At 72.5% G+C, this 15,559-nt stretch carries 16 protein-coding genes; 8 read left to right on the plus strand and 8 right to left on the minus strand.

Going from position 1 to position 15,559, the window contains the following annotated elements; translation table 11 throughout:
- Nucleotides 1-51 precede the first annotated feature (51 nt).
- Entirely contained in the window at nt 52-2,025 is a 1,974-nt protein-coding gene (locus ACIPWY_RS11560; protein WP_401532908.1) for an AMP-dependent synthetase/ligase, read from the plus strand.
- Between the two features lie 450 nt (nt 2,026-2,475).
- Here the strand turns inward: ACIPWY_RS11560 and ACIPWY_RS11565 are convergent, their stop codons facing one another.
- On the minus strand, nt 2,476-4,134 hold the full coding sequence (locus tag ACIPWY_RS11565) for a phytoene desaturase family protein (RefSeq protein WP_393701791.1): 1,659 nt from the start codon (nt 4,132-4,134) through the stop codon (nt 2,476-2,478).
- Nucleotides 4,131-5,111 carry an ACP S-malonyltransferase gene (locus ACIPWY_RS11570; protein ID WP_393701793.1) on the minus strand — a complete coding sequence of 327 codons (981 nt, stop codon included), beginning with the start codon at nt 5,109-5,111 and terminating at the stop codon, nt 4,131-4,133. Before ACIPWY_RS11570 ends, ACIPWY_RS11565 begins: the two co-directional genes overlap by 4 nt.
- Nucleotides 5,112-5,342: 231 nt before the next feature.
- Here ACIPWY_RS11570 and ACIPWY_RS11575 point away from each other — a divergent pair, with 231 nt between their 5' ends.
- From ACIPWY_RS11575 to ACIPWY_RS11595, 5 genes are all read left to right on the plus strand, one after another.
- Nucleotides 5,343-5,633 (plus strand): acyl carrier protein, encoded by a 291-nt coding sequence (locus tag ACIPWY_RS11575; RefSeq protein ID WP_326712937.1) that lies wholly within the window; start codon nt 5,343-5,345, stop codon nt 5,631-5,633.
- Nucleotides 5,626-6,864, plus strand: a complete 1,239-nt coding sequence (locus ACIPWY_RS11580) for a beta-ketoacyl-[acyl-carrier-protein] synthase family protein (protein ID WP_362902321.1) — start codon at nt 5,626-5,628, stop codon at nt 6,862-6,864. The genes ACIPWY_RS11575 and ACIPWY_RS11580 overlap by 8 nt, the downstream gene beginning before the upstream one ends.
- A complete protein-coding gene (locus ACIPWY_RS11585) occupies nt 6,861-7,982 on the plus strand; it encodes a beta-ketoacyl synthase N-terminal-like domain-containing protein (RefSeq protein WP_401532912.1) in 1,122 nt (373 codons plus the stop codon). The genes ACIPWY_RS11580 and ACIPWY_RS11585 overlap by 4 nt, the downstream gene beginning before the upstream one ends.
- A 90-nt stretch (nt 7,983-8,072) precedes the next feature.
- A complete protein-coding gene (locus tag ACIPWY_RS11590; RefSeq protein WP_401532914.1) occupies nt 8,073-8,498 on the plus strand; it encodes a MaoC family dehydratase N-terminal domain-containing protein in 426 nt (141 codons plus the stop codon).
- Nucleotides 8,495-8,911, plus strand: a complete 417-nt coding sequence (locus tag ACIPWY_RS11595) for a MaoC/PaaZ C-terminal domain-containing protein (RefSeq protein ID WP_401532916.1) — start codon at nt 8,495-8,497, stop codon at nt 8,909-8,911. The genes ACIPWY_RS11590 and ACIPWY_RS11595 overlap by 4 nt, the downstream gene beginning before the upstream one ends.
- Here the strand turns inward: ACIPWY_RS11595 and ACIPWY_RS11600 are convergent.
- From ACIPWY_RS11600 to ACIPWY_RS11620, 5 genes are all read right to left on the minus strand, one after another.
- Nucleotides 8,814-10,220: an MFS transporter gene (locus ACIPWY_RS11600; protein ID WP_362902329.1), complete on the minus strand. Its 1,407-nt coding sequence runs from the start codon at nt 10,218-10,220 to the stop codon at nt 8,814-8,816. The genes ACIPWY_RS11595 and ACIPWY_RS11600 overlap by 98 nt on opposite strands.
- An 89-nt stretch (nt 10,221-10,309) precedes the next feature.
- Nucleotides 10,310-10,753: an ester cyclase gene (locus ACIPWY_RS11605; RefSeq protein ID WP_362902331.1), complete on the minus strand. Its 444-nt coding sequence runs from the start codon at nt 10,751-10,753 to the stop codon at nt 10,310-10,312.
- 35 nt (nt 10,754-10,788) lie between these two features.
- Nucleotides 10,789-11,493 (minus strand): 3-oxoacyl-ACP reductase FabG, encoded by a 705-nt coding sequence (gene fabG, locus ACIPWY_RS11610; protein WP_362902333.1) that lies wholly within the window; start codon nt 11,491-11,493, stop codon nt 10,789-10,791.
- A gap of 4 nt (nt 11,494-11,497) precedes the next feature.
- On the minus strand, nt 11,498-12,187 hold the full coding sequence (locus tag ACIPWY_RS11615; RefSeq protein ID WP_401532919.1) for an HAD family hydrolase: 690 nt from the start codon (nt 12,185-12,187) through the stop codon (nt 11,498-11,500).
- The gene (locus tag ACIPWY_RS11620; protein ID WP_362902337.1) at nt 12,184-13,176 is read right to left on the minus strand and encodes an AfsA-related hotdog domain-containing protein; all 993 of its coding nucleotides are present in this window, start codon (nt 13,174-13,176) and stop codon (nt 12,184-12,186) included. Before ACIPWY_RS11620 ends, ACIPWY_RS11615 begins: the two co-directional genes overlap by 4 nt.
- A 188-nt stretch (nt 13,177-13,364) precedes the next feature.
- On the opposite strand from ACIPWY_RS11620, the gene ACIPWY_RS11625 reads away from it, so the two are divergent.
- The gene (locus tag ACIPWY_RS11625) at nt 13,365-14,009 is read left to right on the plus strand and encodes a MerR family transcriptional regulator (RefSeq protein ID WP_362902339.1); all 645 of its coding nucleotides are present in this window, start codon (nt 13,365-13,367) and stop codon (nt 14,007-14,009) included.
- A gap of 11 nt (nt 14,010-14,020) precedes the next feature.
- Here ACIPWY_RS11625 and ACIPWY_RS11630 read toward each other — a convergent pair whose 3' ends face one another.
- Nucleotides 14,021-14,668 carry a methyltransferase gene (locus ACIPWY_RS11630; RefSeq protein WP_362902341.1) on the minus strand — a complete coding sequence of 216 codons (648 nt, stop codon included), beginning with the start codon at nt 14,666-14,668 and terminating at the stop codon, nt 14,021-14,023.
- Between the two features lie 164 nt (nt 14,669-14,832).
- Between ACIPWY_RS11630 and ACIPWY_RS11635 the strand changes: the two genes are divergently transcribed.
- Complete coding sequence (locus tag ACIPWY_RS11635; protein ID WP_401532922.1) at nt 14,833-15,459, plus strand: DedA family protein; 627 nt, start codon at nt 14,833-14,835, stop codon at nt 15,457-15,459.
- Nucleotides 15,460-15,559: the final 100 nt, after the last annotated feature.

Below are 15,559 nucleotides of genomic sequence, written 5' to 3' on the forward strand. Positions count from 1 at the left end.
CGTGGGACGAGCGAGACGCAGGGATCACGTCAGCCGCGACCTGGAGCCGTCATGGGCGTACGCAAGGATCTTCAACGGGCGCAGCAGCGCAGCGACTTGACGGACCGCGTGGCCGTCGAGACCGTCAAGGACGAGCACGGAACCGTGCGCGAGGTGCGTACGGCCGCCCTCGCCGCGGACCCCGGCGGGAGCACGCCCGCGGACATCCCCTTCACGAACGCCGTCGAGGCGCCCGACGCCGTGGTCCTGCGGCGCAGGGAGGGTGAGCACTGGCGTCCCGTCACGGCGGCGGCCTTCGCGCGCGAGGTGACCGCGACGGCCAAGGGCCTGATCGCGGGGGGCCTCGAACCCGGCGGGCGCGTCGCCCTGATGTCCCGTACGCGCTACGAGTGGACGGTCCTCGACTTCGCCATCTGGGCGGCCGGCGGGCAGACCGTGCCCGTCTACGCCACCTCGTCGGCCGAGCAGATCGAGTGGATCGTGCGCGACTCGGGCGCGAGCCATCTGATCACCGAGACGCCGGAGAACACGGTCACGGCGCGGAGCGCGCTCGCCGCGCTGGCCGAGGAGGAGCGGCCGCGCTGCTGGGAACTGGACGCGGGCGCCGTACTCGAACTCGCCACCCTCGGAAGGGAGGTGGACGACGACGAGGTGACCAGGCGGCGCGCCGCCCTCACCCCCGACACCGTCGCGACCGTCTGCTACACCTCCGGGACCACCGGGAAGCCGAAGGGCTGCGTCCTGACCCACGGGAATCTGCACGCCGAGGCCGCGAACACGGTGGAGCTGATGCACCCCATCTTCAAGGAGGTGACCGGCCAGACCGCCTCGACGCTGCTGTTCCTGCCCCTGGCGCACATCCTCGGCCGAACCCTCCAGATCTCGTGCCTGCTCGCCCGCATCGAGCTGGGTCACTGCCCCGGGATCAAACCCGACGAGCTGCGGCCCCAGCTCCGTTCCTTCCGGCCGACGTTCGTGGTCGGGGTCCCGTACCTCTTCGAGAAGATCCACGACACGGGCCGGGCCACCGCGGAGAAGCTCGGCCGCGGCTCGTCGTTCGAGCGGGCCGACCGGATCGCGGTGAACTACGGCGAGGCACACATGGCCCGCTTCCTCAGCCGCGACAAGGGGCCCGACGGCAAGGGTCCCGACGGCACGGGCTCCGACGGCAAGGGCGGCCCGTCTCTCGGACTCCGTCTCGCCCGCGGCCTCTACGACCTGCTGGTGTTCCGCCGCGTGCGCAAGGAGCTCGGCGGGCGCCTGCGCTACGCGATCAGCGGCGGCTCCCCCCTCGACCGGCGCCTCAGCCTCTTCTTCTACGCCGCCGGAATCCTCATCTACGAGGGGTACGGGCTGACGGAGACCAGCGCCGCCGCCACGATCACGCCGCCGCTCGCCCCGCGCCCCGGCACGGTCGGCCTCCCGGTGCCGGGCACGGCCGTCCGCATCGCCGACGACGGGGAGGTGCTCATCAAGGGCGGCATCGTCTTCGGCGCGTACCGCAACAACCCCGAGGCGACGGCGGAGGTGCTCGACGGCGGCTGGTTCTCCACCGGTGACCTGGGGGCTCTCGACGAGGACGGCTATCTCACCATTACCGGCCGCAAGAAGGACATCCTCGTCACCTCCGGCGGCAAGAACGTCTCGCCGGCCGTCCTGGAGGACCGGCTGCGCAGCCGCCCGCCGGTCGGCCAGTGCATCGTCGTGGGCGACAACCGCTCCTACGTCGGCGCGCTGATCACGCTGGAGCCGGAGGCGGTCGAGCACTGGCTGTCCGTACGGAAGATGCCCGCCGACACCCCGATGGCCGAGGTCGTCCGCGACCCACGGATGACCGCGGCGGTGCAGGAGGCCGTGGACTACGCGAACGAGGCCGTCTCGCGGGCCGAGTCCATACGTAAATTCGCCTTGGTGGAGGGCGAGTTCACCGAGGACAACGGACTGCTCACGCCCTCGCTGAAGATCAAGCGGCATGCGGTCGCGGCCGCGTACGAGCGGGAGATCGAGGACCTCTACCGGGGCTGACCGCCCGCTGCCGCCGAGACCGGGTGCGGGACCGGGGCCGGGTGCGCCGCGGCGAGAGGCCGTGGGCGAAGAGCGCGGCCCGCACGACGCCCTCCCGGCGCTCGCCGGCACTCAGCCGCACCGCGCGCTCACAGCTGCTCCGAGGCGATCTGCCGCCGACGCCATGGCGACGCGCTTCTACGACTGGAGCGCGCGGTGAACCGAAGAGCCGTCATCACCGGAATCGGCGTGATCGCCCCTCGGCGCCCGCCTCGCCGGCCTACCGCCCCCGCCGGACGGCCGCGGCGCCCTGTGCGGACCCGGTCGAAGTCGCCGAAGGCTGGGCCACTTCGGCGTCGGCGCCCGGAGCGATCCGGGCGGCGATGAGGGCGGAGTGCATCGGGGTCTCCTGATGGAGGCCTCGAGGTCTCGAGGTCCCGTGGGCACGGCATCGTGGTGGCTGGTGGGCGTTCAGAGCAGGACGTCGTCCCCCTTGGACTCGTCCAGCGGGTCCCAGTCCTCGCCCCGTTCCGGGAGCAGGTCCGGGGCCGACAGGACCGAGCCGGTGTGGACCTCGTGCATCAGACGGCGGTCCAGGATCCGGCCCGCGCAGGCGATGCCGCTGACCGCCGAGCCCGTGATTCCGTTGCCGTAGCGGGTGTCCGCGCCGGCGATGAAGAGGCCCTCGACGAACGTCGCCGAGTCCGGGCGGGCCCCGGCCGCGCCCCAGTGCGCCATGCCGAAGGGCGTGCCGCCGCTGGAGAGCGTGTAGCGCTCGTGGGTGAGGGGCGTCGCGGTCTCCAGGTGCGTGATGTGACCGCGCAGCGGGCCGAGCAGCTCCTCCGCCGCGTCCAGGACCGCGTCCGTGAGGCGGGCCTTCTCCTTCTGGTACGCGGCGTTGCGCCGGTACTTCTCGCCGTCCGCCGGGCCCGTACTCACGCCCCACTGCTCGAAGCCGGGCGGGCACAGCGTCATCAGCTGGAAGTTGGAGTGGCCCGGCGGGCAGATGCGGGGCGTGACGTCGTCCTTGCCGGAGGCGAACGACGCGAAGAGGAAGTCCGAGCCGCCCTCCACGGTGCCGGAGCGCAGCCCCGCGTAGAACCTCTCGATGTCGTCGCCGCGGTACCACCACAGGTTGGCGTGCTGCTCGATGTCCCGGTCCAGGGCCACGTAGACCGCCGCCCAGGGGAGCGCCATCCGGGCGTCCCGCGTCTTGGCGGCGAGGCGGCGCGGCAGGTTCTGCGCGCCGACGAGGTCCAGCATCGTGCGCCGGTAGTCGGCGTTCGAGACGACGACCGGGGCGAGCGCGCGGCTGCCGTCGGCGAACTCGACGCCGCGCGCGCGGCCCTCCTCGACGGCGATCCGCGTCACCCTGCTGTACGTGCGCAGCGCGCCGCCGTGCGCGCGGATCACTTCGAGGAGCCCCGCCGCGAGCATCTGGCCGCCGCCCTGCGGGTAGTAGGCGCCTCGGATGTAGTGGTCGGTGACCGTGGCGTGCAGGGCGACGGTCGCCTCGTCCGGTGCCATGCCGTAGTTCGGAGACTGGGCGGCGAGCAGCGTACGGGCCCGCGGTGACAGGCCGCAGTGGTCGAACAACTCGGTCAGGGTGCGGCGCCCCCAGGCCACCGACTGCGGTGCGTGCAGGGGGAGTTCGGACATCGGGAGGTCCTCGGCGGCGACGATCGCGTCCCGCCGCTCGGTGCCGAGCCCCGCCACGACGTCGAGGAACGTGTCGATCCCCGCCGCGTCGGCCGGGCACGCCTCCTGGAGCCGCTTGCGGTACGCCACCCAGTCCGCCGGCATGTCGAGCGTGGCACCGGGGATCACGATGCGGTCGAAGCCGTCCGGGTTCATCTCGCGGTACGTGAGGCGCTCACGCAGGCCGAGCCCGTCCAGGACCGCGGGTAGCAGGCCGTCGGGCCCGCAGTCGCCGAGATAGTGCACGCCGACGTCGAACTCGTAGGCGCGGCGCCTGCGGAACACATGGCTGTTGCCGCCCGCGACACCGCCCTGTTCGGCGACCAGGACCCGCTTGCCGGAGACCGCCAGATACGCGGCGCAGACGAGACCGCCGATGCCGGAGCCGACGACGACCGCGTCCCAACTGCCAGGGTTGTTCGCGGAGTTCATGCCACGCTCCGGGTCGGCGTCGACGGGAGCGGGGTCGGCACCGCGGGCAGCTGCCCCGGCTCGCCGACCGTGAGCCGGGAGACGCGCGGCGCGGTCTTGCGGGCCAGACCCGTGAGGGTGCGGCCGGGGCCGATCTCCACGAACATGTCGCAGTGCAGCTCGTCGGCCATCGTGCGCACCGAGTCCGCCCAGCGCACCGGCGAGGTCAGCTGCCGCTCCAGGAGCGCGGGCCAGCCGTCGGGGCCGTGGTAGGGGCGGGCGTCGACGTTCGCCACGACCGGCGCGAAGCCGTGCAGGAACTCGGTCTGCGCCAGGGTCCGCTCGAACGGCTCGGCCGCGGGGGCCATCAGCGGCGTGTGGAAGGCGCCGCCCACCGGGATCGACACGACGCGCGCCGCCCCCAGCTCCACGGCCATCGCGGAGCACCGCTCGACAGCGCCGGGCTCGCCCGAAAGGACGCTCTGCTGCGGGGAGTTGAGGTTCGCCACCCAGACCGGGCCGCCGTCCTCGCGCACCGACGCGGCGGCCTTCTCCAGCTCGCCGGACGACAGGCCGAGGACCACAGCCATCGTGCCGGGGGCGTCCGCGCAGGCCTTGCGCATCGCCTCGCCGCGCGCCGCGACGAGCCGTACGCCGTCCTCGAAACCGATGACACCGGCCGCCACGAGCGCCGCGTACTCGCCCAGGCTGTGGCCCGCGCACACCGTGGGACGGCCCGCGGCGGGCAGGACCTGCCGCAGCTCGCTGAGGATCACCATCTCCAGGACGAACGTGGCGAGCTGCGCGTTGTCGGTGCGCCGCAGATACGTGTCGTCGGCGCGCAGCAGCAGCTCCACCACGTCCCGCCCGGACACCTCGCTCGCCCGCTCGGCCAGGAACCAGCCGGGGCTCGACGCCCACGGCCGGCCCATTCCCGCCTGCTGCGCGCCCTGCCCCGGAAATACCAGAGCCAATCGCGGACCTGTCATCTCGTCCATCGCCTTCTTCTGTCTCCCGGAATTACGGCGACGGCGATGCTTCCAGAGGGATTTGGAACCGCCGTAGAGGGCAGATAAAAGGTCTCCGAATACCCGCGCGGAGCGGGGGAGAAGCCTTTGCTGTCACTTTCGGGGAATGCGCTGTCTCTTTCGTTGGGCGCCCCTTGTCCGGCCTGCTCCGGCCCGCTTACGTTCCCTTCGTCAAGGCAGAAGGCGATGAGAGGAACACACATGACTCAGCAGACCGTGGCGTCGGCGGCCGGCTACCACGAGCAGGTGAGCCGGATCGTCATCGAGGAACTCGAACTGGAAGAGGGAGAGCTGACGGACAGCGGTCACTTCATCGACGACTACGACAGTGACTCGCTCTCCCTCATCACCGTGGTCTCCCGAATAGAGAAGGAATTGGGAGTGGCCATTCCGAAGGACACCCTCGGCGATCTGGTGAACCTTCGCCTCCTCGTCGACGCCGTCGTGCAGCACGCCGCGGACCAGCAGGCGGGGGAGAGCGCGAATGGCTGACACCGCCGGCGCGGCGCGCGCGTCGCGCCGCGTCGTCATCACCGGACTCGGCGCGGTGTCGCCCGTCGGCATCGGCGCCGACGTGTTCGCCGCCGCCGTCCGGGCGGGCGTCAACGGCACCGCCCCCATCGAGTCCTTCGACGCGAGCGCCTTCCCGCGCCGCAAGGCCGGCGAGGTCCTCGACTTCGAGCCCGCCGACCACCTCAAGCGGCTGGACCCGCCGCGCTGGGGTCGCAGCGGACTGCTCGCGGCAGCCGCCGCCCGGCTCGCCGTGGCCGACGCGGGCATCGACGAGGAGCAGCTCGACACGGCCCGCGCGGGCGCCGTCATGGGCACCACCAGCGGCGAGTCCGCGGTCGTCCAGGCGCTCGCCGAGCAGTGGATCGCGGGTGGTCTCTCCTCGATCGACGGCGAACTCGCGGGCCAGACCCCGGCGTCCAGGATCGCCAACGCGGTCAGCGCCGAACTGCGCCTCACCGGCGAGACGCAGACCATCCCGACGGCCTGCTCCGCCTCCAACTACGCGCTCGGCTACGCCTACGACCTGGTGCGCAGCGGCGAGGCCGAGGTGATGCTCGCGGGCGGCGCCGACGCCGTCAACCGCCTCACCCACGCCGGGTTCTACGCGCTCGGCGCGATGGCCGAGGACGTGCCGCGGCCCTTCGCCGCCGACCGCTCCGGCATCGTCACCGGCGAGGGCGGCGCCGTCCTCGTCCTGGAGACGTACGAGCACGCCGTAGCGCGCGGCGCCCGCATGTACGCGGAGATCCTCGGCTACGCGGCCAACTGCGACGCCGCCCACATGGTGCACCCCGACGCGACCAGCATCGCCGCGGGCATCAGGGCCGCGCACGAGGCGGCCGGGGTCGAGCCCGCGCAGATCGACTACATCTGCGCGCACGGCACCGGCACGCCGACGAACGACTCCACCGAGGTCGCCGCCGCACGCGAGGTGTTCGGCGACCGCATCCCGCCGATCAGCTCCATCAAGTCGATGCTCGGCCACACCATGGGCGCCGCCTCCGGCTTCGGCGCGATCGCCTGCTGCAAGGCCTTCGAGCAGGACTTCCTGCCGCCCACGGCCAATGTCACCGAGCCCGACCCGGCGCTCGGCGAGGGTGTGGACTGCGTGCCCGGCGTCGGCCGCGAGGCCCGCCTGGACATCGTGCAGAACCACGGGTTCGCCTTCGGCGGGAACAACGTCATCACCATCCTGGGGAGGGTCTCGTGACGACCGCGACTGCGACCACGACCGAGACCGCGACCGCGAATGGCGTCACGGCCGCCGCGCCGCTCTACGTCACCGGCGCCGGAGTCGTCTCCGCGGCCGGGTACGGACTCGCCCCGCTCGGCGAACTCCTGCTCCAGCAGGGCGAGTTGGACAAGAGACCGGTGGGCGGGGACGCGGACGCGTACCCGCCGCGCCCCGTCCGCGCCGTCCGCGGCTTCGACGTCAAGGCGCACCTGGGCCGCAAGGGCACCAAGTACCTCGACCGGCTCACCTCCTTCGGTCTGGTGGCCTGCAAGGAGGTCCTCGAAGGGGCGGAGGTGAGCGGCGGCCGCACCGGCGTGGTGCTCGCCACCAACACCGGCTCCGTGTCGACCCACAGCTCCCTCCTATACGACACGCTGACCCTGGAGAAGCCGTACCTGGTCAACCCGGGCCAGTTCCCGAACACGGTCATGAACAGCACCTCCGGGCAGATCGCCATCCGCAACGGGCTGCGTGGCCTGAACGCGACCGTCGCCGGCGGCCAGACCGCCTCGCTGCTCGCGTTCCGGCACGCACGCCTCGCGCTCGGCCTCGGCCGCGCCGAGCGGCTCCTCGTCGGCGGCGTGGAGGAACTGAGCGCCCCGGCGGCGTGGGCGTGGCACCGCACCGGGGTGCTCCGCGAGGGCGCGGCGCTCGGTGAGGGCGCGGCCGTCTTCACCGTTCAGCAGGACCCTGCGGAGGGGGCCCTGGCCGAACTCCTCGCGTGCGAGGTGCGGTTCACGCCGGACCCGCGGCAGTACGCCGACGGCCTCGCGAACGCCGTCTCGCGCGCGCTCGACCGCAGCGGAGTCCGCCCCGAGGAGGTGTCGGCCGTCTCCCTCGGCGCCGTCCACCACCGCGGCCTGGACCGGGTCGAGGAGCGCGGCGTGCGGGCCGCGCTCGGCGGCGGACTGCCGGGCGCCGTACGGGTCGCCGACGTGCTCGGCGAGACGTACAGCGCCAGTGGCGCGCTGCAGCTCGCCGCCCTCCTCGCCCTGTGGCAGGCCGAGCCGCCGGCCGCCCCGGTGACGGCGCTCGTCACCTCCGTGGGCCGGGACGGCAACGCCGCGGCCCTGGTGGTGCGCAGCCCCCGCTGAGCCCTGCCCCGATGACGGCAGCGGCGCCCGCGAGTCTCCCCGCGGGCGCCGCTGCCTTTTCCGTTCGCCGCCCCTCATGAAGGAGCCCGTATGCCGACCGCGACCGCCAACACGGCCTTGACCGGCCGCACTTACCCGCCCACCGAGCCGTACGAGGTGGGGCGCGAGAAGATCAGGGAGTTCGCCGCCGCCCTCGGGGCGCAGGCCGGTGACGGCGACACCGCACCGCCCACCTTCCCCATCGTGCTGTCCCTGCACGTCATGAAGCACGTGCTCGACGACCCGGACCTCGGCTTCGACTTCGCGCGGGCCGTCCACCGTGACCAGCGCTTCGAGTCGGTCCGCCCGGTGCGTGCCGGGGACCGGCTCACCGTCACCATCGAGATCGTCTCCGCCGAGTCGGTCGACGGGAACGACATCGTCACCCTGCGCGGACACCTGCGCGAGGCGGACGGTGGCGCGCCCGTGTGCACGACGACCTCGACTCTCGTCTCCCGTAAGGAGGAAGCCGCATGAGCCAGGCACCGCGGTCCGGCGACCGGCTGCCCACCCGCACCTTCCGCCTCACCCGTGAACGCCTCGTGGCCTACGCCGCCGCGTCCGGGGACCACAACCCCATCCACTGGTCCGACACCCGCGCCGCGGCCGTAGGCCTCCCCGGGGTCATCGCGCACGGCATGCTCGGCATGGGCGTCGCGGCGACCGCCGTCACCGAGTGGACGGGCGAGCGGGCCACCGTCACCGAGTACGGCACCCGCTTCACCCGCCCCGTCCTCGTCCCCGACACCGCCGACGGCGTGGAACTCACCGTCGACGGCACCGTGGGCGACGTCAGGGAAGACGGGACGGTTCGGGTCGATCTGACGGTGCGCTGCGGGGCGCAGAAGGTGCTGGCACGGACTCGCGCGGTGCTGGCGTACGACCGATAGCGAGCCCCGCGAACGCCCCCGCGAACACCACGGCGGCCCCCGTCAGCACCGCGCTGCGGAGGCCGCCGTGCGCGTACACGGCGGTCAGTACGGCGATGCCGAGGGCGCCGCCGAACTCACGGATCGTGTTGTTCACGCCGGACGCGAGGTTGTGCTCGTGCTCCGCGACCGAGCCGATGACCGTCGCCGGGTTCGCCGCGAAGACGAGCCCCATGCCGACGCCCGCGAGGACCATCGCGCCGACCATCTGGCCGTACGCCAGACCGGGCTCGGAGATCAGCGCGAGCCACACCAGGGCGACCGCCTGGAGCAGACACCCCGCCGCCTGGAGCGGCCCGCCGCCCACGCGGCCGACCAGCGCGCTGGCCAGCGGCACGACCACCATCGGCGCCGCGGTCCACGGCAGCGTACGCAGACCCGCCTCGAACGGTGAGTAGCCCATCGGCCCCTGCATGAACTGCGCCAGGAAGAAGATCGCGCCGAACACCCCGAAGTACATGGTCAGCGCCAGAGCGTTGCTCAGCATGAAGGGGCGCACGCGGTAGAGGTGCAGCGGCGCGAGGGGCGTCGGCGTGCGCCGCTGCCACCACGCGAAGCCCGCGAACAGGACGGCCGCCACCGCGAGTCCGGCCGGCGCACGCACCGAGGCCCAGCCGCTGTCGGCCGCCTGCACGATGCCCCACACGGCCGCCACCACCGCGCCCGTGACGAACGCGATCCCCGGCAGGTCGAGGCGGCGCGGCGCGCCCTTGGACTCGCGGATCGCCCACAGGGCGAGGGGGAGCGCGATCACCCCCACCGGCACGTTGATCCAGAAGATCCAGTGCCAGTCGAGGCCCTGCGTGACGAGGCCGCCGGCCATCGGGCCGAGCGCGATGCCCAGGCCGTTGACCCCGCCCCACACGCCGACCGCGAGCGGTCTGCGCTCCGGCGCGACGGCCGCGACGGCCAGGGTCAGCGAGACCGGCAGGACGGCCGCCGCGCCCGCGCCCTGCACGACCCGGGCGGCGACCAGGAGGCCCGCCGAGTCGGAGAGCGCGCATGCCGCGGACGCGACGGTGAAGAGCCCGATGCCCCACACGAAGACGCGCCGCCGCCCGATCCGGTCGCCGAGCGCGGCGCCCGCGAGCAGCAGCCCCGCGAACGCCAGGATGTATCCGTTGACGACCCACTGGAGGCCGGACTGGCGTACCCCCAGGTCACGGGAGATGACGGTCAGCGCGTTGGTCACGACGAGGTTGTCGACGGCCACCATGAACATGGGCAGCGAGGTCGCGATCAGCGCCCACGCCGCCCCCTTTGCTCGCACGATGTCTTTCCTTCCTAACGGCTCGGGGACGCGAGGAGGCCGCCGGCCCTCAAGAGGTCCGGCGGCCTGGCCCGCACATACGAACGGCGTTACGCCTGCGTGCCCGCCGGCGGCAGCTTCAGCTCGACGGCGCCTATCTGGGCCAGCAGGAAGAGGTCCTGGCGGCAGGCCCAGTGCTCGTGCACCAGACCGTCGTCACCGACGCGGTAGATGTGGATGTGCTCGACGTCGACCTTGTTGCCGGTGCCCTCGAAGCCGAGGAAGTTGCCGGTGTGGATGCCGGTGAAGCGCACCCGGATGACGGCCTTGTCGCCGTCCGCGAACGAGTCGATGTGGTCCCAGCTCGCCTCGGAGAACACGGAGTTCATCCAGCGGGCGGTGCCGAGGTAGCCGGAGGGGCCGCCGGGGGTGCCGGGCGGGGCCTCGTAGTCGACGAAGCCGGGGGCGACCAGCTCGTTGGCGACCTTCTCGTCGAGGTCGTTGAAGATCTTGCCCATCTGCTGGGCGATCTCCAGAACAGTGGCGTTGGACATGGAGTTCCTTTCCTCTGTGGGGAGTCGGGTGCGGTTCAGTGGCCGACGCCGAGGCCGCCCGTGACCGGGAGGATCGCCGCCGTGACGTACGAGGCCTCCTCGCTCGCCAGGAAGCGGACGGCGGCCGCGACCTCGTCCGGGCGGCCGGCCCGGAACAGGGACGTCTGGCCGAGGACGTGCCGGCGCCGCGCGTCGGTGACGTCCTTGACCATGTCGGTCTCGATCAGGCCGGGCGAGACGATGTTGACGGTGATGTTGCGCCGGCCCACCTCACGGGCGAGCGAGCGGCCGAAGCCGATCAACCCGGCCTTGGACGCGGCGTAGTTGGTCTGGCCGGGCGCGCCCGCCATCGCGCTCATCGAGGACATGAAGACGACGCGGCCCCAGCGGGCCTTGAGCATGTCCGGGACGACCTCCTTGGCGACGGTCACCGCCGACATCAGGTTCGTCTCGATGACGGCGCGGAAGTCGTCGTCCGCCATGCCGACGAGCAGCTCGTCGCGGGTGATCCCGGCGTTGGAGACGAGCACCTGGATCGGCCCGTGCTGGATGCGGGCCTCGTCGACCGCGCGGCGCACGGACTCGGGGTCCGTCACGTCGCAGCGCACCCCGAACAGGCCCTCGGGCGGCTCACCGGTGCGGTACGTGACGGCGACCTTGTCGCCCTGTTCGGCCAGGGCGCGGGCGGTGGCGAGGCCGATGCCCCGGTTCCCGCCGGTGACGAGCACGGAACGGCTCACGGACTCAGCTCCTCGGAGTGGGGGACAGGGCCGCCGACAGGAGGGCGTCGAGCCGCTCCGCCGCCTCGGCCGTGTCGGTGAAGTGGATCGCCTGCCAGCCGGCCGCCTCCGCGCCCGCGCAGTTGTGCGCCAGGTCGTCGACGAGCACGCACTGCTCGGCCGGTACCCCGGCCCGCTCGGCGGCGAGCACGAACATGCCGGGCGAGGGCTTGCGACGGCCGACCTCGAAAGAAAGCAGCACATCGTCGAAGAGCTCCGCCGGGTCGACCATGCGGCGCCAGTGCGCGTCCCAGGTCGGCACCATGTTGGAGAGCATCCCGACGAACGCTCCGCGCTCGCGCGACTTACGCAGCGTCGCCACCCACGCGTGGTTGGTCTCCCGCCCGTCGAACCAGGCGTCGGCCAGCGTCGTCAGGCGTACGCCGCTTACGCCGTGGTCGGCGGCGAGCACCTCGGAGACCTGCGCGAGCCACTCCTCCTCGGAGACGAGGGGGGTGTCGATCGGCTCCATGATGTCGCTGGTGCCGTAGCGGGCGGTCACCTTGCCGAGCGCCTGCTGAAGGGCCTGCGGGTCGATGCCCTGCGCCTTGCAGAAGGCGCCCATCGTGTGGGCGATCGGCGGGGTGAGGACCCCGCCGAAGTCGGTCCAGACGGCGAGGCGCCGGGGCACCCGCGCGTCCTGCGTGCTGCTCACAGCTCACTCCCGGGTGCGACGGTGACGGTGACGTGCGCGATCTCGGCGTCGCCCTGGAGGAAGCGCACGGGGGTCTGCGTCCGGCCGCCGTCCGCGCGCATCCGGGGCGCCTCGGCGTGCACCGGCTCGTCGAGCTCGGCGAACCGCGAGAAGCGCGCCTCGAAGCCGACGGCGTACGTGGTCTGCGGCTCGCCCGTGGACAGCAGGGCCAGCTGCCGCGCCGCCTCGACGAGCGTCATCGCGGGCAGGTGGTCGTAGACGTGGTCGAACAGCGCGCGGTTGTCGAAGCGCGGGGTGACCTCGGCGGAGACCGCGGCGGGGGAGGTCCGGGGGCGGGACAGGACGACGTTCAGCGGGTTGCCTCGGCCCACCCGGGCGGGCTCGGCCTGCCAGGTGTCGTCCACGGCCGGCCCGTGGTCGCAGAAGTCGGAGGTGAGCGGGGCGGGCGTGCCGCGCTGGGCGTGCCGCAGGACCTCGTTCTCGTGCCGGTTGAGGAACAGCACGTCCATCTCGTGCTCGCCGACCTCGGTGTCCTCGACGAAGTAGCGCTGGGCGACCTTGCCCTTGCGGTAGCGGCCGCGCCGCGTCGGCTGCCCGATGTACTCGGTGTCGATGCGCAGCCGGCCGGGCTCCGGGCCGACGACCAGGTCCTTGAGGCCGTACAGATCGAGCCGGAACGTGTCGACGATCATCGTCGTGCCCTTGGAGAGCCCGATGTGCGCGTGCGATCCGGCGATGGCCGCCTGCCGGCCCGACTCCAGGAGCAACAGGGCGTCGTAGACCGCGGGCCGCTGCACATGGTCGCTGTAGTAGCCGTGGGTGAGGGGGAGTTGGACCGCGGAGCGGACCTTCTTGGCGGCCAGCGCCCTGATGTCCGTGACGAAGACCTCGGAGACCGCGGCCCGGTGGACCAGGGAGCGGTCGACGGTGCGCCCGTAACTGAGTTCGGCGGGCGCCGAAGGAATCTCCGGAGCCACGTGTGTGGTCATACCTGTTTCCTTTGGCTGGGGTCCCTCGAAGACTTCTGGGCTGAGCGGAGGGGTGCGCTGCGAAATGAGCGTCGCAGCGGCGGATGGAAGCGCGATGGCGCGGGAATTCAACGCCGATAAAAGCTTCTCCGCATTCCGGCCGACCGGGTGGGGAACACGACACGGGGAAAGCGCAGTATCCTCATGGAATGCGTATCGGAGAGCTGGCGCGGCGTACGGGAGTTCCGGTCGCCACCATCAAGTACTACTCGCGCGAGGGCCTGTTGCTCCCGGGCGAGCGCACCAGCCCGAACCAGGTCGCGTACGACGAGTCCCATGTCCGCAGGCTCAAGCTGATCCGCGCCATGCTGGAGGTCGGCGGCCTGTCCGTCGCGGCCGTACGCGACGTCCTGTCCGAGGTCGACTCCCCGACCCGCACGGTCCACGGCATGCTCGGCGTCGCCCAGTCCGCGGTGACCAGGGCCGCCGTCGAGCGGGGCACCGACGAGGACCGGGAGCGGGCCGAGGGCGAGGTCCGTGAGCTGGTGCTCCGGCACGGCTGGGCGGCGAAGCCGGAGAACCCGGGCTGGCAGGCGCTCGTCCAGATCGTGCTGACCTACCGCGACCTCGACCGGGGCGACCTGCTCACCCTGCTCGACAAGTACGCCGCCGCGGCAGGGGAGTTGGCGCTCGCCGAGCTCGGCGCGCTCGCGGATGTGCCGAGCGCCGACGGCAAGGTCGAGGGCGTGGTCCTCGGCACCGTCCTCGGCGACGCGGCCATGGCGGCGCTGCGCCGGATCGCGCAGGAGGATGCCTCCGGCCGCATCCGCGGCGGGCGCAAGCGCAGCGCGTAACACCCGCCGGCTCACCCGGCGTACGCCAGCAGCGGCGCCACCGGCGCCAGATGGTGCACATGGGCGGGCGGCAGATTCCCGAGCACCGTCTCCGTGCGGAACCGGTGCCGGTCCAGGGTCCGCCCGACGACGGCCTGCACCGCGAGGGTCCGCTCGCGCGCCTCGCCCGTCGTGAGCACCCGGCGCAGCGGTGGCATCCCCGCGTACGCGAAGAACGACAGGGTGCCGCCGGGGCGCAGCGCCGCGAGGAGCCTGCCGAAGATGTCCTCGACCGTGCCCGCGTCGAAGTTGGCGAACGGCAGGCCGCACACGATGGTGTCGTAGCTGCCCAGCTCGTGCTCCTGTACGAGCCCGGTGAGCAGCCGCACCCGCTCGTCGCCGCCGTAGTCGCGGTGCAGGAGGGCGGCGAAGCGGGGGTTGGCCTCGACCAGGTCGAGGGTGTCCAGGGCGCCGAGCGAGGCCCTGATGTGCCGGGTCACGGCGCCCGTGCCGGGGCCGACCTCCAGTACCGCGCGGGCGCGGCCGGGGGAGGGGATCACATAGCGGGTCAGGGCCCGCGCCAGCAGGGGACTGCTGGGCGCGATGGCCCCGGTGTCCCGGCGGGTGCGGGCGAACTCTCGGAGGAACAGCGTCACATCGGTCATGGCCACCTGCGTCATTAGTGATAGTGAAACTATCGATAGCGTAGGTTACTGTTGAAGCGCAGGACACGCCCAACCGCTGCCCACAGCGACGCTAGTAGGCCTCTGACCTGGGAACACGCCTCACCAAAGACCCGGCGCATGCCTCCAAAGAGGCATCGGGCCCAGGGAAAGGGAGACCGATGGACTTCGCCTCACTCGTCTCGTGGGTCGACTTCACGTCCGGCCTGTCCACCCGGATGTCGGGCGCCGCCTGCTGGGCGTACGTGATCCTCGCGGTCACCACGCTGCCGCCCCTGCTGCCCAACGCGGTGGTCCTGGTCACCGGCGGGATGCTCGCCGCGCGCGGCGAGATGTCCCTCGTCCTGGTCCTGCTCTCGGTGGCCGGCAGCGCGCTCGCCGGTGACGTCCTCATCCACCGCTTCGGCTGGTTCGCCGGCCGCAGGGTGCGTGGAGGGGCGGCGGGGCGCGGGCGCAGGGGCGAGATGTTCGACTGGGCCGCCGGGCGGGTGCAGCGCGGCGGGATCCCGTTCGTCGTCGGCGTCCGCTTCCTGCCCAGCGGCCGCCTCCTCGGCGGTCTCGCGGCCGGCGCGGCACGCTATCCGGCCGGCAAGTTCGCGATCGGCGCAGCGCTCGCCGAAGTCGTCTGGGCCGCCTACTCGGTGGGCGTGGGCTACGTCGGCGGGGCGGTCAGCGACGACCCCGTGTACTCCGTCGCGATAGGCCTCGGCCTGTCCGTCGCCGTCGGCGCCGTAGCGGCGCTCGCCCAGCGCAGAGCGACCGCCGCGTCTGCGTCGAAGGGGGCATAGCGCATTCCCCGAAACGCGGATATCGGACGCGCATGTTTCCTGAAAGCCTCGGAAATCGTGTACCGCGGCCTGGAATTCACACCCGCCGTCGACGCCACAA

The organism is Streptomyces sp. NPDC090032 (assembly GCF_044748025.1).
In the GTDB taxonomy this organism is placed as follows: domain Bacteria; phylum Actinomycetota; class Actinomycetes; order Streptomycetales; family Streptomycetaceae; genus Streptomyces.

Bases quoted from the DNA above. Each gene is read 5' to 3' on its own strand.
- ACIPWY_RS11635 (WP_401532922.1), top strand. From the start codon at position 14,833: ATGGACTTCGCCTCACTCGTCTCGTGGGTCGACTTCACGTCCGGCCTG.
- ACIPWY_RS11630 (WP_362902341.1), bottom strand. From the start codon at position 14,668: ATGACGCAGGTGGCCATGACCGATGTGACGCTGTTCCTCCGAGAGTTC.
- ACIPWY_RS11580 (WP_362902321.1), top strand. From the start codon at position 5,626: ATGGCTGACACCGCCGGCGCGGCGCGCGCGTCGCGCCGCGTCGTCATC.
- ACIPWY_RS11575 (WP_326712937.1), top strand. From the start codon at position 5,343: ATGACTCAGCAGACCGTGGCGTCGGCGGCCGGCTACCACGAGCAGGTG.
- ACIPWY_RS11570 (WP_393701793.1), bottom strand. From the start codon at position 5,111: ATGGACGAGATGACAGGTCCGCGATTGGCTCTGGTATTTCCGGGGCAG.
- ACIPWY_RS11565 (WP_393701791.1), bottom strand. From the start codon at position 4,134: ATGAACTCCGCGAACAACCCTGGCAGTTGGGACGCGGTCGTCGTCGGC.
- ACIPWY_RS11595 (WP_401532916.1), top strand. From the start codon at position 8,495: ATGAGCCAGGCACCGCGGTCCGGCGACCGGCTGCCCACCCGCACCTTC.
- ACIPWY_RS11590 (WP_401532914.1), top strand. From the start codon at position 8,073: ATGCCGACCGCGACCGCCAACACGGCCTTGACCGGCCGCACTTACCCG.
- ACIPWY_RS11560 (WP_401532908.1), top strand. From the start codon at position 52: ATGGGCGTACGCAAGGATCTTCAACGGGCGCAGCAGCGCAGCGACTTG.
- ACIPWY_RS11605 (WP_362902331.1), bottom strand. From the start codon at position 10,753: ATGTCCAACGCCACTGTTCTGGAGATCGCCCAGCAGATGGGCAAGATC.
- ACIPWY_RS11620 (WP_362902337.1), bottom strand. From the start codon at position 13,176: ATGACCACACACGTGGCTCCGGAGATTCCTTCGGCGCCCGCCGAACTC.
- ACIPWY_RS11625 (WP_362902339.1), top strand. From the start codon at position 13,365: ATGCGTATCGGAGAGCTGGCGCGGCGTACGGGAGTTCCGGTCGCCACC.